The organism is Phyllobacterium sp. 22552 (genome assembly GCF_052044585.1).
GTDB classification, from domain to species: Bacteria; Pseudomonadota; Alphaproteobacteria; order Rhizobiales; family Rhizobiaceae; genus Phyllobacterium; species Phyllobacterium ifriqiyense.
In genome coordinates, this window is sequence record NZ_JBQENG010000013.1 from 39,515 (window position 1) to 65,525 (window position 26,011).

At 52.6% G+C, this 26,011-nt stretch carries 22 protein-coding genes and 1 riboswitch; of the genes, 8 read left to right on the plus strand and 14 right to left on the minus strand.

Annotation, left to right across the window (positions count from 1 at the left end; all coding sequences use genetic code 11):
- The first annotated feature begins 16 nt into the window (after positions 1 to 16).
- The 4 genes from ACTJI9_RS22150 (at position 17) to ACTJI9_RS22165 (ending at position 4,723) form a co-directional block, all read left to right on the plus strand.
- Positions 17 to 586, plus strand: coding sequence for a MarR family transcriptional regulator (locus tag ACTJI9_RS22150; protein WP_336442282.1), 570 nt, complete (start codon positions 17 to 19; stop codon positions 584 to 586).
- A gap of 42 nt (positions 587 to 628) precedes the next feature.
- The gene (locus tag ACTJI9_RS22155; RefSeq protein WP_440810975.1) at positions 629 to 1,849 is read left to right on the plus strand and encodes a glycosyltransferase family 4 protein; all 1,221 of its coding nucleotides are present in this window, start codon (positions 629 to 631) and stop codon (positions 1,847 to 1,849) included.
- A gap of 166 nt (positions 1,850 to 2,015) precedes the next feature.
- On the plus strand, positions 2,016 to 3,239 hold the full coding sequence (locus tag ACTJI9_RS22160; RefSeq protein WP_440810976.1) for an adenylate/guanylate cyclase domain-containing protein: 1,224 nt from the start codon (positions 2,016 to 2,018) through the stop codon (positions 3,237 to 3,239).
- A 425-nt stretch (positions 3,240 to 3,664) separates the two neighbouring features.
- The gene (locus ACTJI9_RS22165; RefSeq protein ID WP_440810977.1) at positions 3,665 to 4,723 is read left to right on the plus strand and encodes a GSU2403 family nucleotidyltransferase fold protein; all 1,059 of its coding nucleotides are present in this window, start codon (positions 3,665 to 3,667) and stop codon (positions 4,721 to 4,723) included.
- Between the two features lie 38 nt (positions 4,724 to 4,761).
- Here the strand turns inward: ACTJI9_RS22165 and gcvP are convergent, their stop codons facing one another.
- The 4 genes from gcvP to ACTJI9_RS22185 form a co-directional block, all read right to left on the minus strand.
- Positions 4,762 to 7,560 (minus strand): aminomethyl-transferring glycine dehydrogenase, encoded by a 2,799-nt coding sequence (gene gcvP / locus ACTJI9_RS22170; RefSeq protein ID WP_440810978.1) that lies wholly within the window; start codon positions 7,558 to 7,560, stop codon positions 4,762 to 4,764.
- 5 nt (positions 7,561 to 7,565) lie between these two features.
- On the minus strand, positions 7,566 to 7,934 hold the full coding sequence (gcvH, locus tag ACTJI9_RS22175) for a glycine cleavage system protein GcvH (protein WP_115054060.1): 369 nt from the start codon (positions 7,932 to 7,934) through the stop codon (positions 7,566 to 7,568).
- Between the two features lie 5 nt (positions 7,935 to 7,939).
- Positions 7,940 to 9,046: a glycine cleavage system aminomethyltransferase GcvT gene (gene gcvT, locus ACTJI9_RS22180; RefSeq protein WP_440810980.1), complete on the minus strand. Its 1,107-nt coding sequence runs from the start codon at positions 9,044 to 9,046 to the stop codon at positions 7,940 to 7,942.
- A gap of 161 nt (positions 9,047 to 9,207) precedes the next feature.
- Positions 9,208 to 9,305: riboswitch (glycine riboswitch) on the minus strand.
- A 96-nt stretch (positions 9,306 to 9,401) separates the two neighbouring features.
- Complete coding sequence (locus tag ACTJI9_RS22185; RefSeq protein WP_115054062.1) at positions 9,402 to 10,448, minus strand: adenylate/guanylate cyclase domain-containing protein; 1,047 nt, start codon at positions 10,446 to 10,448, stop codon at positions 9,402 to 9,404.
- Between the two features lie 168 nt (positions 10,449 to 10,616).
- On the opposite strand from ACTJI9_RS22185, the gene ACTJI9_RS22190 reads away from it, so the two are divergent.
- Positions 10,617 to 11,072, plus strand: a complete 456-nt coding sequence (locus ACTJI9_RS22190) for an Rrf2 family transcriptional regulator (RefSeq protein ID WP_115054063.1) — start codon at positions 10,617 to 10,619, stop codon at positions 11,070 to 11,072.
- Positions 11,062 to 11,967 (plus strand): NAD(P)/FAD-dependent oxidoreductase, encoded by a 906-nt coding sequence (locus ACTJI9_RS22195; RefSeq protein WP_440810981.1) that lies wholly within the window; start codon positions 11,062 to 11,064, stop codon positions 11,965 to 11,967. Before ACTJI9_RS22190 ends, ACTJI9_RS22195 begins: the two co-directional genes overlap by 11 nt.
- Position 11,968: 1 nt before the next feature.
- Here the strand turns inward: ACTJI9_RS22195 and ACTJI9_RS22200 are convergent, their stop codons facing one another.
- From ACTJI9_RS22200 to ACTJI9_RS22215, 4 genes are read right to left on the minus strand one after another with little or no spacing between them, the layout of a single operon-like run.
- On the minus strand, positions 11,969 to 12,811 hold the full coding sequence (locus tag ACTJI9_RS22200) for a metal ABC transporter permease (protein ID WP_440810982.1): 843 nt from the start codon (positions 12,809 to 12,811) through the stop codon (positions 11,969 to 11,971).
- Positions 12,808 to 13,665, minus strand: coding sequence for a metal ABC transporter permease (locus tag ACTJI9_RS22205; protein WP_115054066.1), 858 nt, complete (start codon positions 13,663 to 13,665; stop codon positions 12,808 to 12,810). The genes ACTJI9_RS22200 and ACTJI9_RS22205 overlap by 4 nt, the downstream gene beginning before the upstream one ends.
- Entirely contained in the window at positions 13,666 to 14,565 is a 900-nt protein-coding gene (locus ACTJI9_RS22210) for a manganese/iron ABC transporter ATP-binding protein (RefSeq protein WP_440810983.1), read from the minus strand.
- Complete coding sequence (locus ACTJI9_RS22215; protein ID WP_440810984.1) at positions 14,562 to 15,482, minus strand: metal ABC transporter substrate-binding protein; 921 nt, start codon at positions 15,480 to 15,482, stop codon at positions 14,562 to 14,564. The genes ACTJI9_RS22210 and ACTJI9_RS22215 overlap by 4 nt, the downstream gene beginning before the upstream one ends.
- 218 nt (positions 15,483 to 15,700) lie before the next feature.
- Between ACTJI9_RS22215 and ACTJI9_RS22220 the strand changes: the two genes are divergently transcribed.
- On the plus strand, positions 15,701 to 16,696 hold the full coding sequence (locus tag ACTJI9_RS22220; protein ID WP_337355036.1) for an ATP-binding cassette domain-containing protein: 996 nt from the start codon (positions 15,701 to 15,703) through the stop codon (positions 16,694 to 16,696).
- The gene (locus ACTJI9_RS22225; RefSeq protein WP_115054071.1) at positions 16,696 to 17,502 is read left to right on the plus strand and encodes an ABC transporter permease; all 807 of its coding nucleotides are present in this window, start codon (positions 16,696 to 16,698) and stop codon (positions 17,500 to 17,502) included. The genes ACTJI9_RS22220 and ACTJI9_RS22225 overlap by 1 nt, the downstream gene beginning before the upstream one ends.
- Before the next feature lie 102 nt (positions 17,503 to 17,604).
- Here the strand turns inward: ACTJI9_RS22225 and ACTJI9_RS22230 are convergent, their stop codons facing one another.
- From ACTJI9_RS22230 to ACTJI9_RS22255, 6 genes are read right to left on the minus strand one after another with little or no spacing between them, the layout of a single operon-like run.
- On the minus strand, positions 17,605 to 20,001 hold the full coding sequence (locus ACTJI9_RS22230) for an aldehyde dehydrogenase family protein (protein ID WP_440810986.1): 2,397 nt from the start codon (positions 19,999 to 20,001) through the stop codon (positions 17,605 to 17,607).
- Between the two features lie 10 nt (positions 20,002 to 20,011).
- Positions 20,012 to 21,016 carry a deoxyribose-phosphate aldolase gene (gene deoC, locus ACTJI9_RS22235; RefSeq protein WP_370878687.1) on the minus strand — a complete coding sequence of 335 codons (1,005 nt, stop codon included), beginning with the start codon at positions 21,014 to 21,016 and terminating at the stop codon, positions 20,012 to 20,014.
- Positions 21,013 to 22,020, minus strand: coding sequence for an ABC transporter permease (locus ACTJI9_RS22240; RefSeq protein ID WP_115054072.1), 1,008 nt, complete (start codon positions 22,018 to 22,020; stop codon positions 21,013 to 21,015). Before ACTJI9_RS22240 ends, deoC begins: the two co-directional genes overlap by 4 nt.
- Positions 22,013 to 23,503: a sugar ABC transporter ATP-binding protein gene (locus ACTJI9_RS22245; RefSeq protein ID WP_337355038.1), complete on the minus strand. Its 1,491-nt coding sequence runs from the start codon at positions 23,501 to 23,503 to the stop codon at positions 22,013 to 22,015. The genes ACTJI9_RS22240 and ACTJI9_RS22245 overlap by 8 nt, the downstream gene beginning before the upstream one ends.
- A complete protein-coding gene (locus ACTJI9_RS22250; protein ID WP_440810987.1) occupies positions 23,493 to 24,488 on the minus strand; it encodes a sugar-binding transcriptional regulator in 996 nt (331 codons plus the stop codon). The genes ACTJI9_RS22245 and ACTJI9_RS22250 overlap by 11 nt, the downstream gene beginning before the upstream one ends.
- On the minus strand, positions 24,485 to 26,005 hold the full coding sequence (locus tag ACTJI9_RS22255; protein ID WP_440810989.1) for an FGGY-family carbohydrate kinase: 1,521 nt from the start codon (positions 26,003 to 26,005) through the stop codon (positions 24,485 to 24,487). The genes ACTJI9_RS22250 and ACTJI9_RS22255 overlap by 4 nt, the downstream gene beginning before the upstream one ends.
- Positions 26,006 to 26,011 lie beyond the last annotated feature (6 nt).

A 26,011-nucleotide genomic window follows, 5' to 3' on the forward strand; every position in this document is an offset into this window, starting at 1 on the left:
CATGGAGACCAAGATGATACAAAAACTTCTGCACGAAGAAGTGGAAGTCGAAACATCTATTGACGGCTATGATGCCGCCAATTTCCCCGAAATTACCGCAGAAAAACAGGGACATAGACATCCAGTTCATACAGTGGTTGTAACGCATTTTGAACTGGCAAGAATGATTGAGAGGGTCAATCGGAGGTTCGCGAGTCTGCTCAGGACAGAGATGACAAAACTCGGCGTTGAAGATGTTGGGCCAGCTCAGGCAATGGTTCTTCTTGCCATCGGCGACGTTGAACTTTCGGTTGGAGAACTACTGGACCGCGGCCATTATGTCGGCTCCAACATCTCCTATTACCTGAAGCAGCTTGCCGATGGTGGATATATCGACAGGGTAGCATCACAGCGCGACAAGCGATCCGCGAGGATTCGTTTGACTGAAAAAGGCGAACAGCTTTGCGCCAATTTGCGCGACGCTGGCGGTGCTTATAATCGGGTTCTTGCGCGGGATGATAGTGACCTGCGCAATCTAGAGATTGCATTTCAAACATTGCATCGGCTTGAACTGGTATGGGGTAATGCTGCACGTTACGGCATTTAACAATCAAGTGGTGTGCCGTAACGGTCGGAAAGGACTGAAATCATGCATGTGGCATTCGTGCACAGACGTGGCTTTGGTCAATTTTCTGCTCTGGCTGAAAATCTTGCTTCCAGTGGGCATGATGTCAGCCTCGTTTGTGAAACTGTAGACCGACGCCTCCCATCGGTCCGCGTAGTCAGACACAGGGCAGAACCCGGCCCTCGATCGGATACTCAGATGGCAAAACATCTGGGTATACCGGATCACCATGTTCGGATCGGGCACCGGGTTGCTGAAACATTTGAGGCCATGATACGTCATGACCAGCGACCAGACATTGTTGTCGGTCATATAGGCTGGGGCAGCATGATGTTTGTAAAAGACGTGCTGCCACAGGTACCTGCGATAGGATATTGCGAGTTTTTCTACAGGGCAGAGGGTGCTGATGTCGGATTTGCACCCGACGACTTACCCGACGCGGATACACGCAAGCGCTTGCGTCTGCGCAATATCGCCCAGCTCATCTCGCTCGAAGCCCTGGATGGCGGCATTAGCCCTACACAATGGCAAAAGAGCCTCTATCCCGCGTCTGCACAAAACCGCATCGCGGTCTGCCACGAAGGCGTTGACACTCAACGCTTTCGTCCAGACCGCAACGCCTCGCTGCGTCTTCCCGACGGGCGCGTTTTGCGGGCAGGGGATCCGCCGATCATCACATTCGTCGCCCGCGATCTGGAACCTTATCGCGGCTTCCCGCAAGCACTTGAAGCGGCATCGAAGGTTCTGGCCAAGAATTCCGACGCTCTTTTTATCTTTGTGGGCGGCGATGGCGTAAGCTATGGCAAGCCGCCGCCAGGTGGAGGTACATGGAAAGAGGTTATGCTGGCGCAGCACAATGTCCCGGCTGACCGAGTCTTGTTTACTGGTCCAATCTCACATGATCTTCTTCGTCAGCTGTATCAAATTTCCACAGCGCATATCTATTTAACCTACCCGTTCGTTCTCTCCTGGTCCGTGGTGGAGGCCATGGCCTGTGGCGCTCTGATCATTGGCTCGGACACTCCTCCGGTGCAGGAGATCATTCGATCGGGGAAAAATGGCTTACTTGTGCCGTTTTATGATACCGACGCTTTGGCCGACACCATTTTACGTGTTTTGCACAAGCCAGACGATTATATGCCATTGCGTATCGCTGCCCGCAGAACAGTCGAACATCGCTTCCAACTTGCGGATTGTCTGACACGTCAAAAAGCTTTGATTGGGTCAATTGCCAAGGCAGGTTGAGTATTTGACAATTGCTATCCCTGATACCCGCGGCTTTTCTGCCCTGAATCTCACCTGTGCTGGCCTCCGCATGTAGCTGCCCATAAATCAGTTCAAAAGCAGGTCTGTCTTTGTCAAAATCGCGTAACAGTGCTAACCATCGCGCATCTCGTAGGCAGGTATGGCAATGAACGAAGCCAAGATCGCAGAAATTGAAACCTGGCTGGACATGCAAGGGCTCTCCGGCACCAGCGAAACAGAACTTATGAATGGGTTTTGCCAGCGCTGTCTTGATGCTGGAATCCGGCTTGAGCGAGCAAATGCATTTGTCGACACGCTGCACCCCATCTACGAAGGCCGAGTTTTTCTATGGCGCAGGGAAGGGCAGGTCGAGCGCGCCATCATTGAATATGGTTCTTCGCAGGAGGGTGAAAGCGCAAGCAACTGGCAGACATCAACCTTTTACAGCATGTTGAATGCGGGCGACGATGAAATGCGCGTGCAGCTGGGACGGGAAAAAGACTTGGGATTCCCGCATTTGCTCACGCTCAAAGGCGAAGGCTGCACTGATTATCTCGCGCTCATAAATCGCTTCTCTTCTGAAGGCACTATCGGCGAAATGGATTGCTTTTATTCCTCCTGGTCTACCGATGACCCACAGGGTTTCCGTGCAGAGGATCTGGTGGCGATCCGTCGAATGGTGCGTGGACTGGGATTGGCCATAAAGTGCGCCTCGCTGACCCGTATCGTCCAGACCTTGGCCGATGTCTATCTAGGTCATGATGCCGCTAAGCGTGTCCTTGCCGGACGCATCAATCGAGGTGCCGCGGAGCGTATTGAAGCGGTCCTGTGGTATTCGGATCTGAGAGGCTACACACGCATTTCAGATACAGCATCGCCCGATGCAATCATTCCCATGCTGAATGATTATGCGGAAGCAGTCATATCCTCGATACACGAAACGGGCGGCGACGTACTCAAGCTTATGGGAGACGGTATTCTTGCAATCTTTACCAACGGCAACTCTGCTCAGGATTGTGCAGCAGCGCTAGAAGCTGAATATTTGCTACGCAAACGCCTTGTCACGCTTAATCAAGTTCGCCACGCGGATGGTGCTCCAGCAACCGATGTCTATCTTGGCCTTCACATCGGAGAGGTATTCTACGGTAATATTGGGAGTGATACGCGCCTCGACTTTACAGTTGTCGGTCCCGCGGTAAACGAAGTCAGTCGCATCGCATCAATGTGTCGCTCGGTTGACCAGGACATATTGATTTCCGATAGTTTTGCCGAAGCTTTGCCAAGCGAATTGCGAGATCAACTCGTCTCCGTCGGGCGTTATGCGTTGCGGGGAGTGGGACGTGCCCAGGAGCTCTTTACCCTTGATCGAGCCAGGTCTGGACGCCTGTAGTCATTTTCACAACCTATGCGCCTCCGCATTTGATTTGGCAACTTCGTAAATCTGACGCCATTATTGCGCCGCGTCGACTGTCAAACTGGGATTCCTGCTTTTGCCCACCGGTTATCATTTTTGTAGGGGTTCAGTCCTTCGAGCGATCCTACGGCGTTCATCCATATCAATCTGGGAGTAGGTGCATTTCATGGGCAACTCCTTGCAAGCGATAAGCCATTGTTATCTATTGCAAGTCGCACTTCATCCTTGAACCCACCCGCTAAAAGCAGAAAATCACGTAATAATAGTTATGGAACTACCATTATCCCTTGCGCACCAAGAAAACATCATAAAAGGGATAATTCGTTTATTTTCATAGTTTTAAACTTGCATAATATGCTATTATCCCTATTCTAAAGTTCATCGAACATTCTAGGGATAACATGATTAAATTCAAAACGTTATCATCAGAACAAATTCGCCAACAGGTTGATACAGCGCAGGTTTATGATGTTTATCGAACCAGCGCGAAAGACTATGAACAGCGGTTTTCTGGGTCTATGTCATGGAAGAAAAGCACCAATGACAAGACTTATCTTTACAAGAAGACCAATGGCATCTGGAAATCTTTGGGTCCAAAATCAGCCGCAACAGAATTGATACATAACCAGTTTCATTCGGGTCGCGACGACTCGAAGGATCGTATGTCGCGGTTGGCACAGCGTCTTGACCAGCTTGCGCCCGTGAACCGGGCTATGTCCCTGGGGCGCGTCCCGCTACTGACAGCCCGTATTATTCGGGCGCTCGACAAACTTGGCCTTATCGGGACAGCAGTCGACGTTGTTGGCACCAACGCCCTGTTCATCTACGAACGCATGGCTGCTGTTCATATCAGCAGCGGGCTATTGTCCACACAGGACGTCGACTTGTTGATGGATTCGCGTTTCAGTTTAAGGCTCATCGTTAAGGATTTCTCTAACAAAGGCCTAATCGGACTATTGCAGAAAATTGATCACTCTTTTCGCCCTCTTGCCAAAAATGGATACCGGGCGGCAAACCGTGATGGGTTTCTGGTTGACCTTATCAAGCCTATGCCAAAAGATATTCTCTCCTCCAACGAGAAAAACCGCTTCAGCGCCGATGCCGAAGATTTGCAGGCGATAGAGATTGAGGGGCTTTCTTGGCTGGTTAACAGTCCCAAAGCATCCGAGACAGTGATAGACGAACGAGGATATCCAGTCAGTTTCTCCTGTCCCGACCCTAGAGCCTTCGCACTCCACAAATTGTGGCTTTCACGTCGTTCGGATCGAGATGCACCCAAACGTTTGCGGGATGAGCAGCAGGCACGTGTCGTTGCCGAGCTTATCAATAAATACCTTGCCCACCTCTCCTTCCAATCGAGCGACCTACAGGCTTTACCATTTGCCCTACGCCAGCTTGCCTCGGAGTTCGACTCGGCTGCAGTTAAAAATGCACCTCCAAGCCTGACACCTGACTGGTAGCAAAAAAGAGCGCCGGACATGCCAGCGCTCTTTTTCTTTTAATTATATGCCGTCATGGGCGGGCAAGAACAAACCAGATTGCGATCGCCTGCAACATTGTCGATCCGGGAAACCGGTGGCCAATATTTCAGCAGATCCTCCGATTCTCCGCCGGGCAGACTTGCTACCTTGCGGCTATAGGGGTGCGACCAGTCATCAGCCAGAACATCGCCCGATGGATGCGGAGCGTTGACAAGTGGATTGTCATCTCTCGGCCACTCTCCGCTCGCAACTTTTGCAGCCTCACCCGCGATTGCGATCATCGCATCGCAGAAACGATCAATCTCGCGCTTCGATTCTGATTCCGTAGGTTCAACCATCAGCGTTCCAGCAATTGGCCAGGACATTGTGGGGGCGTGGAACCCATAATCAATCAGACGCTTGGCTATGTCTTCAACACCAATTCCGGCACTTTCCTTAAGTACCCGAGTATCAAGAATACACTCATGTGCCACGCGATCATTACGGCCCTTGAACAACACAGGGTAATAATCCTTCAATCGTTCAGCAATGTAATTGGCATTGAGAATCGCCATTTCGGTTGCGCGTTTCAAGCCTGCTCCACCCATCATACGGATATACATCCATGTGATTGGCAGAATTGATGCGCTGCCGAATGGTGCGGCGGAAACCGCATTGCCGGTGCCATTCATCACATGTCCAGGCAGGAATGGAGCCAGATGCTTCTTAACACCAATCGGGCCGACACCGGGTCCCCCGCCTCCATGCGGAATGCAGAAGGTCTTGTGCAGGTTCATGTGGCAGACATCCGCGCCAATATCACCGGGACGTGCAAGCCCAACGAGCGCGTTCAAATTGGCGCCATCAAAATAGACCTGACCGCCATGTTCATGAACGACAGCGCAAATATCTTTGACCCCCTCCTCGAATACGCCATGTGTTGACGGGTAGGTAATCATCAATGCGGCAAGATTGGCGCTGTGTAGTTCAGCCTTTGCTTTCAGATCATCGAGATCAATGTCGCCTGCCTCTTCGCAGGCAACAACGACCACCCGCATCCCCGCCATATGCGCACTGGCAGGATTGGTGCCATGGGCCGATTCAGGGATGAGGCAAATATCGCGATGATCATCGCCGCGATCCAAATGATAGCGACGGATTGCAAGAAGACCGGCATACTCGCCTTGGCTACCGGCATTTGGTTGCAGTGACACGGCATCAAAGCCTGTGATCTCTGAGAGCCAAGCTTCAAGATCATCGGTCAGCGACTTATAGCCCAGCGCATGATCTGCCGGTGCGAAAGGATGCACATTGGCAACGCTTTGCCAGCTTACGGGAAGCATTTCTGCTGCAGCGTTCAGCTTCATCGTGCAGGAACCGAGCGGAATCATTGCGCGGTCAAGCGCCAGATCCTTGTCGGCAAGCCGACGAAGGAAACGCATCATCTCCGTTTCCGAACGCTGCTGGTGGAATACAGCCTGGGTCATGAAACCTTCGGCAGATCGAGCGCTTGGCAACTTTGAGCCGGGATCATTCAGCACCTTGGCACCGAACAAACCGGCAAGCGCTACCAGATCCTCGTCCGTCGTTGTCTCATCTACAGTGATACCTAGTCTGTCCGCATCAATATGGCGGAGCAGTCGTTCGCCTTTTTCGGCGCTGACCGCAATAGCATCTGCTCTACCCGGAACGCTGACCGTGACCGTATCGAAGAATTGCGACCCACTTAATTCAAGGCCCACAGCCTCAAGTGCAGCCGCCAATCTTGCAGCCTTTGCGTGAACTTGGCTGGCAATAGCCTGAAGCCCCTGCGGACCATGCCAGATGGCATAGGATACCGCCATGTTCGCAAGCAGTGCCTGCGCTGTACAGATATTCGACGTAGCTTTGTCGCGGCGAATATGCTGCTCGCGTGTCTGCAATGCGAGACGGTATCCCGCCCTGCCTTTGCTATCGACCGATTGGCCGACCAGCCGACCTGGAATAAGCCGGGTTAGATTTTCAGTCACCGCGAGGTAAGCGGCATGGGGCCCACCATAACCTACGGGAACGCCAAAGCGCTGCATGGAACCTGCAGCAATGTCGGCACCCAGCGACGCAGGTGATGCAGTGACCGTCAGAGCAAGCGGATCGGCAACTGCAATAACAAGTACGCCTGCAGCCTTCGCAGCCTTGATAACAGCAGAGTGATCCCTGTAGACCCCGTAAGTATCCGGCCAAGGTACGATGACAGCGGCTGCAGTATTATCGATCTCGCCGCCATTGACCGTCATGCCCAGGGGTTCAGCACGAGTTCTGACCACGTCCAGGATTTGCGGATGAACATCTCCGGCAAGGACAATTCGCGTACGCTTTTCGCGGTGATGGCGATAGGCAATCCCTACGGCTTCCGCAACAGCGGTTGCCTCGTCAAGGAGCGACGCGGAAGCGACGGGCAGTCCTGTCAGCTCGGCCACCAGCGTCTGGAAGTGAAACAGGAGCTCAAGACGGCCTTGGCTGATTTCAGACTGATATGGCGTGTAGGCCGTATACCACGCCGGATTCTCAAAGAGGTTGCGTTGGATCACTGCCGGAACATGAGTACCGTGATATCCTTGGCCAATATAACTTTTGAAGGTCTTATTGTGGCCCATCTTGGCGGCCAGTTCGGCGAGTGCTTCGGCTTCATTAACCGCCTCTGGAATATCAAGGGGTTTTTCGAGCCGGATAGACTTTGGAACAGCCTGTGAAATCAACGTATCGAGTGAAGGAATACCAAGCGCAGCCAACATGGCGCGCGAGCCTTGCGTACTAGGGCCGATATGCCTGTCGGCAAATGGGAATATGCTCTTGTTCATGATGTTCAACCAATAATCGCTTTGTAACCGGCTTCATCAAGCAAGCCTGTCAATTGTTCAGTGTTGGAAAGCTTCATCTTCCAAAGCCAGCCATCGCCGGTAGCGGCAGAATTGATCAGGGCCGGATCACTTGCGGTCGCTTCGTTCACTTCTGTGACTTCACCATCCAGCGGCGCGTATACATCGGAGGCAGCCTTGACAGATTCAACAACAACAGCCGCATCACCTTTGGAAAGGCTGGTGCCGATATCGGGCAACTGAACAAAAACGAGATCGCCGAGCTGATCCTGTGCATGATCCGTAATACCGACCGTTGCGATATCGCCATCAACGCGTACCCATTCATGATCTTCGGTAAAGTAAGTGGTTGCCATTTGTATTATCCTTTGTGGTAGCGATGTGGCGTGAAGGGAAGTGGATGAATGTGGACCGGAATGCGATTTCCGCGCACTTCAGCAAAAATCGGCACCGTTGCGGCAAGAATGTCCTTATTGACGTATCCCATCGCCACCGGATGACCAGCGGAGGGACCGAACCCGCCCGAAGTGACAATGCCGACATGTTTTCCGTCCGCATCAATGAGGACGGTCTCAGAGCGAACCGGTTGGCGACCATCGGGTTTCAAGCCAACCCGCTTTCGCGCGCTACCCGAGGCAATCTTTTCGAGCAGAGCTTTGGCGCCGATAAACCCGGCCTTCTCACGGACAGCTTTTCCAATTGCCCAAGTAAGGCCTGCATCTACCGGGTTAAAGTCAGGGGTAATGTCGTGACCATGCAGACAAAGACCGGCTTCCAACCGAAGACTGTCACGGGCCGCAAGTCCGACCCAAGCCACTCTCTCGTCCTTGAAGAGCGTCTCTACAAGCTCAACGGCATCGGTCGCTGGCAATGCAATTTCGAAACCATCTTCACCCGTATAGCCTGAGCGACTCATGAACCAGCCCGGCTTCGGCTCAAAGCCATGCATGAAAGCTAGCTCGGTCCCCGAAATCCCTGCTTTATGCAGAACATCGGCTGCTTGCGGGCCTTGAATGGCCAGAAAAACATGGTCTAGCGCATCGATCTTGCAGTCAAAATCTTTTGCGACACCGCGCAGGTGCGCCTCGTCGGCCGCCGCATTGCCGGCATTGGCCACCACCATGTAACGAGCGGCACCCAAACGGGTTACGATAAGATCGTCGAGTATGCCTGCCTGCTCGTCGAGAAAAAATGTGTATTTGGATTGTCCCGGTTGCAATGCCCCTGCATCCAGCGGGCATGCACGTGACAAAAGCGCTGTTGCGCCTGGACCCGAAACATCGAACAATTGCATATGGGAAATGTCAAAAAGCCCGGCGTTTTCGCGCGCATGAAGATGTTCCTTCATCACCCCCAGCGGATAGGTGATAGGCATTGACCATCCGGCAAATCCACCAAAGCGCGCACCGGCAGCTTTATGCAGATCATCAAGTGGTAGTGATTTTAGTTGTTCTTCTTCGTTGCCCATTACTTCTCCAGAGTCGCGCAAAGACCTCCGCCACAACGACGGAATGTTTCTTTGCCCCTCTGTCGGAAGCCTGAGAGACTCGCACAGCCGTTACGGGACCTTGGTCCCAGCTGAACTTACACCTTCGGCGCGAGGTTTCCCCCGACTTTCCAGAGTTGCCTTACCCGTTTGCGGTTCTTGATACCTGAGAGATTTCGGGCGATTTCCCCTTCGGTGGCTCTGCACATCACTGCACAGAACACTCTCCCGCAAACTGACAGGGCCTTATGATTCTTCAATCCCAAGGCCCTCGACAAGCCCGGACCATAGCCTAGCGCAACGACCCTGTCATCCGCACAAATGGCAAATTTGGCGCTTAATGAACAAAATTTGTCGAAGTGGGGATATTTGCCGCACGCTTCAACGCCATGACTCCGAGCGTCTGCCCCCTACCCTTCACGGCATGCATTCCAAGAAATTCCGGCTGAATATCGCCTTCGAACTCCACTCGCTTTGCGAGATCTCCGGAAATCAATACTGGTGCATCAAGTGTCCGACAAAGCGTTTCCAGCCGCGCTGTGGTGTTCACCGTGTCACCAAAATAGGTAATCTTGTGATGATCGACCCCTATTTCCGCAGTAATGATGGGACCACCGTGAAGGGCTGCGCGAAGTTGTGGAACACGTCCAAAATTTTTCAGCCACTTTTCCCGGTCTGCCTCAATGGAATCGAGAATAGCGAAGACGCATTTTACGCTATTGCCATTCTTGGTGCCTCTCGCCATTGGCCAAGTAATAATGGCGGCATCGCCAATATAATCGTCAATGGTCCCCCTATATCTGCGTACTGGCTCGGCAAAGGCTGCGAACAACGCTCCAAGGAACTGCTGGGCCCGCAGATCGCCAAATTCCTGGGCAAAGGAAGTCGACCCAACCAGATCGATAAATAGGAATACCCGCTCCTCTTCGATGGGCTTGCGGTAACGCCCGATAAGAAGACTTGAAAAGACGTCACGCCCCAACAATTCGCGTACCCGCGCAACGAAACTGACGACGAGCGAAACACCCAGCGCGGCGAACATGGCGCTAGCGGGCAAAATTGCGATTTCACGCCAGGATTCGTAAGTTTGGTAACCTATAAATCCCAACAGGAGCCGACATAATGCGGAGCCTACATACATCAAAATGTATGTAACGATGAGCATGGCAATCAGATAAAGGGGGGTCGAAAGCGCGGCAATTCTTGCATAGAGTCGAGGAAACAATGCCCCACGCTCGAGTGCGATAATGGGTACGCAAGTAAAAAGCGCAAAAACGGAACCTACAATTGACGGCTCTCCGTAAAAGGCCCAGCTAAAAAGTGCGCCGCTTATGGAAACGACGCACAGAATGAATATCCAAAATCCTCCGGAGTATCTGTTCATGTCTGCTCGCTCCGCAGCAGAAGTAAGTTGGGCGGATTGATCAACATGCACATCTCCGGATAACCGTTTGACCTTATGTAGACGCTTTTGCTCGCTGTCCAAGATGAGTTGAAGAATTTATTTCACGCAATCTTGACGTGCGCTATGTCACGTATCATATTCTGTTACATGAAAAGAAATAGTCGTCTTTCCGCTGTCCTTCACGTCATTCTCCACATGGCAGAGCGCGCCAAACCCATGACATCGGAGGAATTGGCCAAACATATGCATACAAATGCCGTTGTCGTCCGCCGGACAATGGCGGGATTGCGAGATGCCGGATTTGTGCGATCCGAGAAGGGCCATGGTGGTGGCTGGATTATCGCACGCGACCTCAATACTTTAACTCTTCGCGACATTTACAACGCGCTTGGCTCCCCTGACTTTTTTGCTTTGGGCAATAGAGCCGACGCACCCGATTGCCTTGTGGAACAGTCGGTCAATCATGCGCTCGACACTGCATTTCAAGAAGCCGAAGCCCTTATCATTGAACGGCTCGGCACGATAACACTCGCCGATCTCGCCGCCGATTTTCACCGGCGTTTTGATGCGATCAGAAAGGAGAGAAAATCCCATGACCTATGACGTTATTGTTGTTGGGGGAAGTTATTCCGGTCTTGCAGCAGCGTTGCAAGTCGCCCGTTCACGTCGCAATGTACTTGTTGTGGACGCAGGCGAGCGCCGCAACCGATTTGCTGAAACCTCTCACGGATTCCTGACACAAGACGGCAGTTCGGCTGTACAGATTGCGCATGTCGGGCGCGAGCAGCTATTGGCTTATCCGAATGTCACCTGGGTTGATGCCCGTGCGGAAAATGCCGAAGGTATCCTCGATGCCTTCACTGTCAGCACCTCATCCGGAGCAAATTACAAGGGTCGGCGTCTTATTCTGGCAATAGGTGTCACGGACATATTGCCAACAATACCCGGTCTTCGCGAACGGTGGGGCAAGAGCGTTTTTCATTGTCCCTATTGCCACGGTTATGAAGCAGGTGGCGGCGATATCGGCGTGTTGGCGACAAGTTCCTTGTCTGCCCATCAAGCTTTAATGCTTGCCGACTGGGGCAATACCAAGCTTTTTGTCAACAACATGTTTGAGCCTAGTGACGACCAATTGGGGGCTCTGGCTGCGCGTAATGTGACGCTCGATTATGGGACGATTGCCGCCATATCGGGCGAAGAGGCACAGCCGATTGTAGAGTTTTCTGATGGTCGTGCCCTATCGCTTACCGGATTGTTTACTCTTTCGCGCACCGTTGTCACTGGTCCACTCCCGCAACAATTGAAGTGCGTGCTGGAAGATGGACCGCTCGGAACATTCATTCAAACGGACGCAAGCAAACTAACGTCGGTTCCTGGTGTCTATGCCTGCGGTGATACAGCCCTTATGGCCGGTTCGGTCTCCTTTGCCGTGGGCGACGGCGCTAGGGCGGGGGTTTCAGCACATCAATCGCTAATATTTCCCAGCCCAATGCACTGATTTACATCGGCTGCGTCTCGGTTCGAGCTTGCCGATAGGACACCAGTACCAGCGCACCGATGAAGGTTCCCGTCATCAACAGAACGATGGTCGGCGCCGGCGCGCTGTCAATGAAGAAAGCAAAATAAGTACCGAAGAAAGAGGCCAATACCGCAACGACGACGGAGACGAGAAGCATTTTACTGAATGTCCGGGTAAGCAAAAAAGCAATTGCTCCCGGCGCGATCAACATGGCAATTGCTAATATGATGCCAACAGCTTTTAGAGCGCCCACAATCATTAGGGAAATCAGGCAAAGCAGCCCATAATGCAGTAATCCCACACGTAATCCAACTGCGCGGGCTTGCACCGTATCAAATGCGTGAAGCAAGAAATCGCGCCATTTAAACACGATAGTTCCGGCTGTGATCGTTGCGATGATCGCCGTCTGGGCGATATCGCTCCAGCTGATACCGAGCATGTCACCAAACAATATATGGTCGAGGTGAACGTCTGACTGGATTTTCACATATAGCACGAGACCAAGGCCGAACATGCCGGAAAAAACGACGCCCATAACTGTGTCCTGCTTGATACGGCTGTTTTCCTTCAAAAACCCGGTGGCAATTGCGCAGAACATGCCTGCCACAAAGGCTCCAACCGCATAGGGCAAACCAACAATATAGGCGATGACTACTCCTGGAAAAACAGCGTGCGAAATGGCGTCGCCCATCAGCGACCAGCCCTTTAGCACCATGAAACAGGAGAGCAAAGCTGTCGGAATTGCTACGAGTACTGAGATGATCAACGCATTGATCATGAATTCGAACTGAAAGGGCAAAAGCAGGGTTTCAAAGACGCTCATAATGCGACCTCCTGCATTTCTGCAGCGCGGCGCCGGGCCGCGATCAGTCCATGTTTGGGCGCGAAGATAAAAGCGACCAGAAAAATAAGCGTCTGCAACAGGACAATAATTCCGCCGGTAGCCCCGTCGAGAAAATAGCTAATATAGGCACCGGCAAAGCTTGTCATTGCACCGATGACAACAGCGATGACGAGCAGCCGCGGAAATCGATCCGTTAAAAGATAAGCGGTGGCGCCGGGCGTCACGACCATGCAAATAACCAGAAATGCGCCGACTGTCTGTAAAGCTGCCACGGTCGACGCCGATAAAAGCGTAAAGAACATGATTTTGAGCGCCGTTGGATTGAGACCGATAGAGCGTGCATGACTCTCATCGAAAAAAACAACCATGAGATCTTTCCATTTTACCAGCAGAATAGCCAGCGAAACGAAACCGATAATGGCAAGTTGGAGTGTGTCTTCCGGTGTAATCGCCAGGATATTCCCCAGAACAATTGTCTGGATATTCACGGACGTCGGAGAGAGTGACACCATGAACAGGCCGAGACCAAAAAAGGATGAGAAGATCAAACCGATGATGGCATCTTCCTTGAGCTTCGTACGCTGGTTGAGAAACAACATCGCAGCGGCGGCCAGTCCTCCCGAAAAGAATGCACCAATTGAGAAAGGCAGCCCAAGCATATAGGCACCAGCCACACCCGGAACGATGGAATGCGAAAGCGCATCCCCGATAAGAGACCAACCTTTCAGCATGAGATAGGCCGACAGGAAGGCGCAGACACCGCCCACCAACGCCGAAACCCACATGGCATTGATCATATATTGATAAGAGAACGGTTCGAGCAGCAATGTCATCTAACGTGGTCCATTGCTTTTGGGATTTACGGTATTGTCGTAGAGCACGAAGGGCCGCTCATCATCGGTAATCACGCCGACAGGACGTCCTTCACCTGCGTGCGGTGCATCAAGCTTGAAATGACGCAGCACTCCGCCGAATGTCCGTTCCAGATTTTTCTGTGTGAATGTCTCGGCTGTCGGACCATAAGCAAGTACGGTGCGATTGAGTAGAACAGTGCGGTCACAGAACTCCGGTACGCTACCAAGATTATGCGTTGAAACCAAAATTACCCGCTCCTCGTCGCGCAGGGCACGCAGCAATATGATAATCGCCTCTTCCGTTTTCACATCCACGCCGGTGAATGGCTCATCCAGCAAAATGACCCGTCCATCTTGTGCTAATGCGCGGGCAAGAAATACCCGTTTCTTTTGGCCACCCGAAAGCTCGCCAATTTGGCGTTTGCGAAAATCGGTCATTCCCACGCGCGCGAGGGCATCCGATACTGCCTGCCGATCTGCAGCCTTGGCGATACGCATCATGCCCATGTGGCCATAACGGCCCATCATGACAACATCTTCCACCAAGACCGGAAAATTCCAGTCTATATCCTCGCTTTGAGGAACGTAGGCAACAAGGTTCTTTTTCAAGGCTTCATTTACTGACTGGCGAAGAACTGAAATCGTTCCTTCGGAAGCCTTTATAAAACCCATGATTGCCTTGAAAAGCGTTGACTTGCCGGAACCATTAACTCCCACTAGCGCAGTGATAGTGCCTGTAGGGATTTCAAACGTCGCATCGCGCAACGCCGTATGACCGTTGCGATAGATTACCGTAGCGCCCTTTACCGAAATGCCCCCACCCGCGTCAGACGACGCGGGTGAATATCTGTGAGCCGATTGAAACGATTGGGCGTTCATTGCGTGATACCTTTGGCAAGGCCTTCCGCAACCCGGCTGGATGTGACGCGCAAGAGATCTATGTAGGTTGGGACTTCACCACTCGCGTCGGTAAGCGAGTCCACATAAAGAACGCCGCCATAACTTGCGCCAGTTTCCCGTGCGACCTGCTTGGCAGGATCAGCCGAGATCGTGCTTTCCGAGAAGACCACGCCGATCTTGTTCGCCCGGACCGCATCAATCACTTTGCGTACTTGTTGAGGCGTGCCTTGCTGATCTGCATTGATAGGCCAGAGATAAACTTCTTTCAGATCAAAATCGCGAGCCAGATAGGAGAACGCGCCCTCGCTGGACACCAACCAGCGCCTTTCTGCTGGAATGGCTGCAAGCTCGTCCTTAATCGGATCAATCGCTGCCTTGATTTGTCCCTTGTAGGTCTCGGCGTTTGCCTCATAGGTTTCAGCATTAGCCGGATCATATTTTACAAAAGCGTCGCGGATATTATCAACGTAAATCAGCGCCGCTGTCGGGGACATCCAGGCATGCGGATTTGGTTTACCCGTATAGGGCCCTTCAGCAATGCCCATCGGCACCACACCCTGCGAAACAACGACTCCTGGAACGTCTTTTAAATTGGCAAAGAACTTTTCAAACCAGAGCTCGAGATTGAGGCCATTCCATAAAATAAGTTGGGCACCCTGCGCTTTCTGGATATCGCCAGGCGTTGGCTGATAATTATGAATCTCCGCGCCTGGCTTGGTAATAGATTCAACAATCGCCGCATCACCAGCAACATTGCGCGCAATGTCGGCAATAACCGTAAATGTGGTCACCGCCTTGAATTTGTCCTGTGCCGCTGCGGGGATGATCGTCAAAATCATTCCCAAGACCGCGCCCATTATTCCGGTCAACACGGATCGCCTCACTCCATCCAGCATAGCCTCTCCTTATTGCAATTGAGTTGCAACTGCATCCTTAGCGAGGATCATCAATTATTGCAAGTGCGAATGATTTGCAAAAAGACCTGGCAGTATCTGTCAGGAATGAATTGTGAGCAGCTCGTGCAACTTTGACAGAAAATGCTGGCATTGATATCTGTTCGCTCATGCAGCCGCTGATCCCTACCTGACATTTCGCCAATTTAAGGACTGTGACGATGGCCGACACCGCTGCGCCGAACAATGGCGTTTCATCTTTAGCAATCGAAGCGCATGGCCTAACCAAAAATTTTGGCAATGTCCGCGCCGTGGACGGTATTGATCTTACCGTCCCGCGCGGCATGATCTTTGGCATCCTCGGACCAAATGGTGCTGGCAAGACCACCTTGTTACGCATGCTGGCGACGTTGCTGCCGGCAGATGCGGGATCGGCAAAGGTGCTGGGTTTTGATTTGAAGGACTCGCCTCACGAGGTGCGCGGATCGATTGCCATGACCGGTCAATTTGCCTCGCTTGACGAAGATCTGACGGGACGTGAGAATCTGATCTTGCTGGCAAGACTATGGGGTTTCCGCGGACGCAACGCCAAGAAACGTGCCGATGATTTGCTAACAGCTTTCGACCTGATGGATGCGGCTACCAAGCAGGTAAAGGATTATTCTGGAGGTATGCGCCGAAGGCTGGACATCGCCGCGTCGCTTGTTGTTACTCCCGGGGTTCTTTTTCTCGATGAACCAACAACCGGTCTCGACCCGATGGCACGCAAGAGTGTTTGGCGTATGATCCGCTCTCTTTCCGAGGCGGGCGTTACGATACTTTTGACCACGCAGTATCTTGAGGAAGCTGACCAGCTCGCCGCTCGCATCGCTGTCATCAATCATGGCAAAAAGATCGCCGAGGGCACCAGCCGCGAATTGAAAGCTGCAACTGGCTCCGGCTTTCTGCACCTGACATTGGTTGAGCATTCACGCATTGACGAAGCGGAGCAGGTGCTTGAAGAAATAACAGGTAACAAGCCCCAGCGAAGCTCGGAAGGTGCGGCCTTATCATTGATGATTGATACGCCTCAAAATGCCAATCGTGCTCTGGCCGCTTTAATAAAAGCCGACATCGAACTTGCTGATTTCTCTATGGGTGCGCCAAGCCTTGACGAAGTGTTTTTCGCTCTGACTGGCCAGATTACCGAGCCTCAGATTACTGACGGAGAAGCGTGATGGACGATAATAAGGCAACGGTTGCACTTATCCATGCTGCCCGCCCTCCTCAACCTTCAGCATTTTCCAATGCGCTTGTGTTTGGCTGGCGGGCAGTATTGAAATTTAAACATGTCCCTGAGCAGCTCTTTGATCTGGTGATGACGCCGATCATGTTCACCCTGCTCTTCACCTTCGTCTTCGGCGGCGCGCTCTCAGGGTCAACATCAGCCTATTTGCAGTATTTTTTGCCAGGCATCCTTGTACAGACCGTGGTGTTCAATTCAATGTACTCGGGAATGGGTCTGAGTACAGATCTTGGCAAGGGTCTGTTTGACAGGTTTCGTTCATTGCCAATCTGGTCTCTCTCGCCTTTCGCCGGTCTGATGGTCGGCGATATCCTGCGCCATCTCATCGCGTCCCTGCTTATTCTGATAATAGGGATTATTCTTGGCTATCGGCCGGAAGCTGGGATTATAGGTATCGTCGAGGCTTTGCTGTTGCTTATTGTTATAGGTTTTGGCTTTGGCTGGATATTTCTGGTGCTGGGATTGGTCATGCGTACGCCCAATACCGTCATGACAATGGCGTTCACCGGCATCATGCCGTTGGTTTTCGCATCGAACATCATGGTTGATCCAGCAACAATGCCCAGTCTGCTTAGGGCATTCGTCGAGGTCAATCCTGTATCGTTGATGACGACAGCTATGCGCGGTCTTATGGCTGGCAATGCGACAATGGTTCAAATTGGCGCAGCATTGATCGCGCCTGTTCTATTGACCATCACACTCGCGCCGCTCACGCTTTGGCTCTATCGCCGTAAATAAACAGGCCAAAACAATCCGAGTGATTGAAATAGGGAGCCGAATGTGAACATTCGGCTCCCTATCCTATCACTACCGACAGTACTGTCCGCCTATGTAAGTTTCTTACTCGCCGTAAGGAACCCATATATTTTTGACTTGTACAGCCCGGCGCAAATATTCCTTGCCTTGCGCCTTGCCGCCCAGCCAGTCGCGCTGACGGCCATTGCTGACCCATGTGGTCTTCAAATTTCCACATGAGGCTCGCTCCACCATGGCACTGCCTTCCTTGGAGCCGATATACCAGATCGCATCAACTTCATCATGTTCGGCCAAAGTTTTGGCAAGAACATCGCTTTCACCCGTGATGATATTAATCACTCCGCCGGGCACGTCGGATGTGTCGAGCACCTGATACAGATTGGTTGCAAGCAGTGGATGGCGAGCAGACGGCACGACCACCACACGATTGCCCATCGAAATGGCCGGAAGCACCAGCGAAACAAAGGACAGAAGCGGGTTTTCATCCGGGCAAACTATACCGACAATGCCAAAGGGCTCATTCATAGCCAGCGTCACATGGCGTGACTTGGTCGCGTGGACAGCACCATCATACTTGTCGGCCTGTGCAGCATAATAGAAGATGCGTCGCAGCGCCGTATCAAACTCTTCTGACGCCGCCTTGGCCGACACGCCGGTGCTTTCGACCAAAAGTGCTTCGAATTCCGCACGGCGGGCATCAAGATTTTCGCCAAGATAATAAAGCACCTGAGCGCGGTTGTGTGCAGTTGCACTTCCCCAGCCTCCAGCTTTAGTTGCCGCTTCTACCGCATTACGAATGTCTTTCCGATTGCCGATACCGGCATGGCCGATGATCTGACCGCCTTTGCCAAGGACGGAATAGGAGTAGCCTCCATCCGGCCGAGCTTGTTTGCCGCCGATATAGTTCTTGGCCGTACGGTCAATGGATCCACCCTGAGCAACCTTTGCATCTCCGTCCGGGGCCGCCGATAGTTTCAAAGACTGTTCGGCCTTTGCCAGCGGCAAGCGCTTTTCCCAATCAGCGGTGAGATATTCATAAAGACCTTCGCGACCACCTTCCCTACCAAAGCCGGATTCGCGATAGCCGCCAAAGCCTGCGCCGGCATCGAGAAGATTGGTTGAGTTGATCCAGACAACACCAGCTTTCACCCGTGCAGCCATATCAAGGGCCAAGTTTATATTCTCTGACCAGATTGAAGCGGCAAGCCCGTATTTTGTATTGTTCGCCAAGGCAATTGCCTCGTCGGGTGTACGGAAAGTAGTCGTCGTCGCGACAGGACCAAATATTTCGACTTCGCAGACAGTCGACGCCGGATCCACATCTGTAAAGAAAGCTGGAGCAAAGAAATTACCTTTGGCCGGGAGTTTCACGGGCGCTTGCCAAAGTGTGCCCCCTTCCGTCTTGCCCTTTTCAACAAGCGACGTCACGCGTTTCAACTGACCTGGCGAAACCAAAGCACCGATATCCATTGTCTTGTCGAGTGGATCTCCAACACGCAGCGTTTCCATGCGTTTGCGCAGCTTGTTGTAAAAGCGCTCGGCAACACCTTCCTGCACAAGAATACGGGATCCAGCGCAGCACACCTCACCTTGATTGAACCAGATTGCATCAACAACCCCTTCAATGGCGCCGTCAATATCCGCATCTTCAAAAACAATGAAGGGCGACTTGCCACCGAGTTCCAAGGAGAGCTTTTTTTCCGATCCGGCAATCTGCTCGCGGATGATCCGGCCAACCTCGGTGGAGCCGGTAAATGCTACCTTGTCCACATCCTTATGGCCGCAAATAGCAGCACCAGTTGTGCCATCGCCATGAACAATATTCACCACACCCGCAGGCAGACCCACCTCATGGCAGATCTCCGCGAAAGCGATAGCCGTTAACGGCGTCAGTTCGGCAGGTTTAAGGACAACGGTGTTACCGGCAGCAAGTGCCGGAGCGACCTTCCATGCCAGCATAAGCAAGGGAAAGTTCCATGGAATGACCTGACCGCAAACCCCGACCGGAGAATATCCTTCGAATTCTGTCTCGACCATTTCTGCCCAACCGGCATGATGATAGAAATGACGGGCGACAAGCGGAATATCAATATCCCGCGTCTCCCGGATAGGCTTGCCATTATCCATTGTTTCCAACACGGAGAAAAAGCGCTCACGCTTTTGTATATGCCGTGCAATGGCGTAAAGATATTTGGCCCGCTCATGTCCGGGCAATACCGACCATTTTCCGAATGCTGCGCGAGCAGCCTTTACCGCCGCATCCACATCAGTAGTAGTGCCGTGCACCACTTTTCCCAACGGAGAACCGTTTGCAGGGTTCATAACGGCAATCAGATCGCGACCTTCAATGCTGGTGAACTTACCATTGATGAAATGTCCGAAACCTTGGTTATTGGCATCGAGCCAGGCTTGAACGTCAGTATTACTTTCCGGTGCCGGGCCATATTCCATGGTGCGAAGAATATCCTTGATCTGTCCCATGTTTGATTCCTTAAGCGAGTGCATGGCGCGACGATGCGGCGTAGCGGCCCGTCACATAATGTTCGAGTTGCCGTTCGATATCTCCAAGCATTGAGCTGGCACCAAGGCGGAAAAGATCCGGCTGCAGCCAGGGCAGGCCCAATTCCTCCTTCATCAGGATCAGCCAATTCATGGCGTCCTTGGCAGTCTTCATACCGCCGGCGGGCTTGAATCCAACGATCTGGCCCGAATATTCGCCAAAATCACGCAAGGCACGCAACATGATCAAACTGACAGGCAAAGTTGCATTGACATCTTCCTTGCCTGTGGATGTCTTAATGAAATCGGCACCAGCCTGCATTGCGACCATGGAAGCACGATAAACATTGCGTAGCGTATTGAGGTCGCCAGTTGCGAGAATTGCTTTCAAATGCGCATCGCCAGAGGCTTCGCGCATCTGCACGATCTCGTCGTAGAGCGCTTCCCAATTCTGCGTAAGAACCTGCTCGCGATTGATAACAATATCAATTTCCTTGGCACCCTCGCCTACCGCATATTTGATTTCGGCAAGGCGCTGCGGCAATGGCGTCAAGCCAGCGGGAAAGCCGGTCGCAACCGATGCAACAGGAATGTTCGTTCCGCGCAAGGCCTTAACAGCGTGCCCAACCATAGTAGGATAAACGCACACCGCGCCCGTCGTAATATTGGCATCGCCAAGGCCAAGCGCTTCAAGTATGTCTATGCGAACCGGACGTTTTGCCTTCGCGCAAAGCCGCTGAACACGCCCTGCCGTGTCGTCACCTGCCAGTGTGGTGAGGTCAATACATGTGATCGCTTTTACCAGCCAAGCAGCCTGATATTCCTTCTTTACGGTCCGGCGTGTCGTCAGAGTGGCAGCACGGCGTTCCGTGGCAGAACGGTTGACAGCAATATCCTCAAACCACTCAGGTTTCAGTTCAGTGCCGGTGTTGCGCGCATGAGCTTTCTGCACGGCTAAGTGCGTGCCCTTGGCAACCGATAAGTCTTGCGTGTTCATCCACGACCCTTCCTGTGATCTATGAAGCGATTGAGCAAAATAGCTGCAACTATGATGAGTCCGGTGACGGTCATCTGATAGAACGAGCCCAATCCCAGAAGATTGAATATGTTTCTAAGAACTTGAAGCAACATTACGGCAAAGAATGTGCCGAGAACACCACCGCGACCGCCAAAAAGGCTTGTACCGCCAAGGACAACCGCTGCGATGGCGTCAAGCTCCAGGCCTTGCGCTGCTGTTGGCTGACCGATGCGCAAACGCGATGTCAAAAGAATTCCACCGAGAGCCGCCATGAAGCCGGAAACAGCAAAGACGGCCGTGACAATCAAGCGGGTGGGTAGACCGGAAAGACGGGCAGCTTCCGGATTGCCACCTGTCGCAAACACATACTCACCAAAGACTGTAAGCCGCAGCACAAGCCCTGCCACAATGCAAAGGCCTATAAAGATCAGCCCCATGGACGAAATGGCAAAGCCGGGAAAGATTGGCACCATCGTTGAGCCGATGGCGGCAAAACCTTGCGGCAGCCCGCTGACTGGCACGCCATCGGTCAGAAGATAGGTAATGCCCCGGAAAGAGACGAGGCCGGCCAAAGTTACAATGAAGCTCGGCACTTGTGCCAGAGCGCTCGTCGCACCCATGGCTGCGCCACAGGCTGTTCCCGCCAAAACCGTTATTGCAACTGCGATGAATGGATCGAAACCGTTGGACATTAGTACTGCCACCAGCATACCGCACAGTGCTACAATGCTGCCCACAGACAAATCAATATTCCCTGTGAGAATGACAAAGGTCATCCCAATGGCAACGACGCCTACCACGGCTGCCTGTTGGAAGAGGTTGGCTATGTTTGCGAAAGTCAGAAAATTATCAGACAACGTTGTCGCGATCGCTACCACCGCCAAAAAGATGACAATGAAATTATACTCGATACCGAGATCAATGGCCCGTTTACCCAACCCCGGCGAAGGCAGCTGAGCGGCGGATATTGCTGTTTTAGACATGGTGTTCACCCAATATTGTAGCCCGCAGAATTGTATCGCGGTCGGTGATGGACGGATCATATCGTCCAATATTGCGGCCCTCATGGAAGACCCAGATTGCATCGCAGGCAGCATAGAGTTCTTCGAGTTCGCTGCTGGCAACAATTACCGCTGCGCCATCTTCTGCCAATTTATCCACCAGATTATAGAGATCGGCTTTCGCCCCAATATCTAGACCACGGCTTGGCTCATCCAGCAGAAGTACACGGGCGCCATTGATGATCCACTTCGCCAGGACAATTTTCTGCTGATTGCCACCGGAAAGCTGCACCACAGCCTGTTCCGGCTTGCCATACTTGGTGGAAAGACTTTGAAGGACCGGTGTTGCCTTCTGTTTTTGGAGCGAATGGCGCGTCAACCAGCTCTGGCGCATGGAAGGTAACGTCGCGTTTTTGTAGATGGGCGCGTGTAGTATCAAACCCTCGGTCTTGCGGTTCTCCGGTACGAGGCCCAAACCACATCGAATAGAGTCTGCCGGATGACGTGGATGGAAGTTCTTGTCTTCCAGCAATATCTCACCTTCGAAATGGTGCGCTCCAAACAAAGCTTTCAGAAACGACGTGCGGCCTGATCCGTTAAGTCCGGTAAGGCCGACAACTTCACCCCAGCGCACATCAAGTCCAGAAATATTGAGACCCTCTGCACCACGCAGCCTGTTGACTTTCAACGCTACCTTGCCTGTAACCGGCTTGCGGACCTTACGTTCAATCAGCGAACGCTCCTTGCCTATGATGGCGGTAACAAGTTGCTCATCGGTGGTGTCAGCAATATCGTACGTTCCGATAGTCTTGCCGCCGCGCAAAACCGTAACCCGATCACCGATCTCACGCAATTCACCAAGCCGGTGACTGACATAAACAATTGCGACGCCATGCTTCACCAAATCGCGGATAACTTCGAATATGCTCTTCAGCTCAGTCTCATTGAGCGATGCCGAAGGCTCATCCATGATAATGATTTTCGCATCCATGGTGAGCGAGCGGGCGATTGCGGTCAGCTGCTGGTTGGCAACAGATAGAGTTTCAACACGCGCATCGGCGGCGAAATTTGCACCAACCCGCCGCAAAGCTTCGTGGGCGCGCTTGCGCCTTGCCTTGTGATCAATCAGACCAAACTTGCCCGGCGCATGACCGAGAAATAGATTTTGTTCGACAGTTAGTTGCGGGACAAGATCCAACTCCTGATAGATCATGGAAATGCCAAGTCGCGATGCTTCTGCCGGACTGCGCAATTCTACAGGATTACCTTCCAGCGCAAGCTGTCCGCCTGTTGGCCGAAAAGCTCCCGCTATGATTTTGAGCAGCGTCGACTTCCCGGCACCATTTGCCCCGAGCAGACAGTGGACCTCACCTGCACGGACTTCAAGCGATGCCGATTCCAGTGCGATAATGTTCGGCAGAAATGTCTTTGAAACGTTTTTAACCGTTAGAACGTCACGTGTCATTGCTTATCCCCAATGCGTAACGGGCGGTGGCCTCATCGGTAACAATGACCGATACGTAGCCGGCTTTTAACACCGAGGTTGCAATCTTGAACTTTTCCTCACCCGCGACCACACCAATTGACCACTGCTTGTTTTTCAGCAGTTCAAGGCGCATGCCAACGGTACGGTCATCAATCGCTGTATCAACGATTTTGCCATTCTTATCGACGAAGCGTCCGAGAATATCACCCACAGCGCCGGCATCTTTAAGCCGGTCTATATCTGCTTCATCCAGATAGCCGGAACTTAGCAGCACTGATTCATGGGTAATTCCGCCCATGCCAAAGCAGACAATATCAGCCTGCATGGCTAGCTTCAGTACACGTTCAATAATTGGATCTTCTTCAAGAACCTCGCGCGTGCTCTTTTTCCCGACAATAGCAGGAACAGGCAAAAGCGTTGCCGTGCCATTGCCAGCCTTGGCGAACTCTTCTGCCACGGCACTGGTGTGTGTTACCGTCGAGCGCAAATTGGTCGCGCCATTAACCAGCACGACATGCACACCAGGATTCCAATTATTGGGCAGAAAGCGCGCCACGGCCGACATTGTGCGACCCCATGAAACGCCGATCAGTTCTGCCTTAGGATTAAGTCCTGCCAAATACCGTGCGGCAGCCTGGGCAACACTCTCCATAAGCAGAGCTGAATCGGTTGAACCGCCCGAAGGAACGACAATTGCATCGCGAAGACCAAACTCCTGCTGCAACCTCACCTCGAGTTCCGTCTTCCGGTAAGCACGCGGCGTTATCTCAATACGGACAACACCCAATTCCTTCGCCTCAGTCATGAGGCGGGCGATCTGCCAGCGGGTCAGACCAAGTTCCTTGGCGATCTCGCTCTGGGTTTTGTCGAGATCATAATAAAGCTTGGCTACGCGAACCATGAGATGTTCACGCTGCTCATCGGAGGGCAATCGTACGGACGGGTTTTGACGTGCATCGGTCATCGTTCGGCTCCTGCCCTTTGCCGTGCACTCAGGGCGTGGAGCACCGGCGTCAATGATTCCGTTGCATTTCTATAAAGTTCCATCGTCTCGCGATAGCGTTTTGACCGTTGCGCATCCGGAAGCATTTCTTTGGTCGGAGCAGCACAGGCTTCAGACGCAGTGATCAAATCCGGAAACAGACCGAGAGCATGGGCAGAACAGACGGCTGTACCGACAAGCGAAAGATTATCGTCATACGCAACATGTACCGAACGCTGCAGAGCATCCACTGTTGCTTGCAACCATAGTGGATTTTTACAAATGCCGCCGGCTACCACAATCCGCTCGACGTTGACACCGCGCTGTTCAAGGACAGCAACGACATTGGCTGAGCCTAATGCGATGGAATCGACGGCCGAAGCGTATAGGTCTGCCCGGTCGTGTCCAAGGGACAGTCCAAGTACGGCACCGCGTAGATCAGCGTCGCGGTATGGCGTACGGTTTCCCATCCAGTAGTCCAGAGTCAACAAACCCGAACCGCCCCCAGATGCATTGGAGGCCTTCTTGATCAGATCGGTATGTCCTTGCTCATCAAGGCCGAATAGCTTCTGGCTGAACCAGTTAAGGATCGAACCGGCCGACACCTGCCCGGCTTCTACCAGCCAAAGCCCATCCACCAACGCATTTGGATAAGGACCCCAGAAACCGCTTACGTCACTTTGTTCATTCAAATGGGTCAAATGAACAACTGATGTTCCGCCAATGATCAGCATTCCGCCAGCGGCAACCGTACCAGCACCGAGCATTCCTATATGGGCGTCGATACCGCCCTGCACAACGATTGCTTGTCCGGAAATACCCAAGGCATCCGCAATGCCTGGTTGCAAATTTCCGATAACATCGCCTACTGGAATAATCCGTTGCGGTAGTTTTTGCTGCAATCGGGAAATGCCAAGCGCATCATAAATTTCCGGAACGAAACTGCCGTTTTTGGAATCATAGTTCCACTTGCAGGCGGCATTCATGCGCGAGCCGGACCACTCCCCACAGAGCCGGAAATTGATAAAATCCAGCGCTTCGCAGATGACGTCCGCTTTCTCAAAAATCGCAGGCTCATTGGTAGAAAGCCACATCGCCTTGGGCACCAGCCATTCGGCAGCGTCGCCACCGCCGCTATAATCCATAACCGGATGTTTTACTGTTTCAGTGGCTCGGGCTTCTTCGCTGGCACGGCAATCCATCCATAGAATTGCCGGATAAAGCGGCCTGCTTTCCTTGTCACAAACGACAACCGAAGAAGCCGTCGTGGCCGCGCATACAGCTGCAATTTCGTTGGAGCCGCATCGAGCGATTGCCTCACGCCCGGCTGTCAGCACTGCAGCCCACCAGTCCTCAGCCTGCTGCTCTGCCCAGCCAGCGCGCGGATAGGTTGTATCATAACTGGCTTCCGACAAAGAGAGCATTACTCTGCCCTCTATATCGTAAACTCCAGCCCTGACACCTCCCGTGCCGAGATCAAAGTTCAGAACCAATGTCACTCGTGT

Excerpts from the sequence above, each read along its gene's own strand:
- ACTJI9_RS22225 (WP_115054071.1), top strand. The coding sequence starts at position 16,696 with ATGGACGATAATAAGGCAACGGTTGCACTTATCCATGCTGCCCGCCCT.
- ACTJI9_RS22190 (WP_115054063.1), top strand. The coding sequence starts at position 10,617 with ATGAAAAGAAATAGTCGTCTTTCCGCTGTCCTTCACGTCATTCTCCAC.
- ACTJI9_RS22195 (WP_440810981.1), top strand. The coding sequence starts at position 11,062 with ATGACCTATGACGTTATTGTTGTTGGGGGAAGTTATTCCGGTCTTGCA.
- ACTJI9_RS22205 (WP_115054066.1), bottom strand. The coding sequence starts at position 13,665 with ATGACATTGCTGCTCGAACCGTTCTCTTATCAATATATGATCAATGCC.
- ACTJI9_RS22220 (WP_337355036.1), top strand. The coding sequence starts at position 15,701 with ATGGCCGACACCGCTGCGCCGAACAATGGCGTTTCATCTTTAGCAATC.
- ACTJI9_RS22250 (WP_440810987.1), bottom strand. The coding sequence starts at position 24,488 with ATGACCGATGCACGTCAAAACCCGTCCGTACGATTGCCCTCCGATGAG.
- ACTJI9_RS22200 (WP_440810982.1), bottom strand. The coding sequence starts at position 12,811 with ATGAGCGTCTTTGAAACCCTGCTTTTGCCCTTTCAGTTCGAATTCATG.
- ACTJI9_RS22155 (WP_440810975.1), top strand. The coding sequence starts at position 629 with ATGCATGTGGCATTCGTGCACAGACGTGGCTTTGGTCAATTTTCTGCT.
- gcvT (WP_440810980.1), bottom strand. The coding sequence starts at position 9,046 with ATGGGCAACGAAGAAGAACAACTAAAATCACTACCACTTGATGATCTG.
- ACTJI9_RS22185 (WP_115054062.1), bottom strand. The coding sequence starts at position 10,448 with ATGAACAGATACTCCGGAGGATTTTGGATATTCATTCTGTGCGTCGTT.
- ACTJI9_RS22245 (WP_337355038.1), bottom strand. The coding sequence starts at position 23,503 with ATGACACGTGACGTTCTAACGGTTAAAAACGTTTCAAAGACATTTCTG.
- gcvH (WP_115054060.1), bottom strand. The coding sequence starts at position 7,934 with ATGGCAACCACTTACTTTACCGAAGATCATGAATGGGTACGCGTTGAT.
- ACTJI9_RS22160 (WP_440810976.1), top strand. The coding sequence starts at position 2,016 with ATGAACGAAGCCAAGATCGCAGAAATTGAAACCTGGCTGGACATGCAA.
- gcvP (WP_440810978.1), bottom strand. The coding sequence starts at position 7,560 with ATGAACAAGAGCATATTCCCATTTGCCGACAGGCATATCGGCCCTAGT.
- ACTJI9_RS22165 (WP_440810977.1), top strand. The coding sequence starts at position 3,665 with ATGATTAAATTCAAAACGTTATCATCAGAACAAATTCGCCAACAGGTT.
- ACTJI9_RS22240 (WP_115054072.1), bottom strand. The coding sequence starts at position 22,020 with ATGTCTAAAACAGCAATATCCGCCGCTCAGCTGCCTTCGCCGGGGTTG.
- deoC (WP_370878687.1), bottom strand. The coding sequence starts at position 21,016 with ATGAACACGCAAGACTTATCGGTTGCCAAGGGCACGCACTTAGCCGTG.
- ACTJI9_RS22210 (WP_440810983.1), bottom strand. The coding sequence starts at position 14,565 with ATGAACGCCCAATCGTTTCAATCGGCTCACAGATATTCACCCGCGTCG.
- ACTJI9_RS22215 (WP_440810984.1), bottom strand. The coding sequence starts at position 15,482 with ATGCTGGATGGAGTGAGGCGATCCGTGTTGACCGGAATAATGGGCGCG.
- ACTJI9_RS22230 (WP_440810986.1), bottom strand. The coding sequence starts at position 20,001 with ATGGGACAGATCAAGGATATTCTTCGCACCATGGAATATGGCCCGGCA.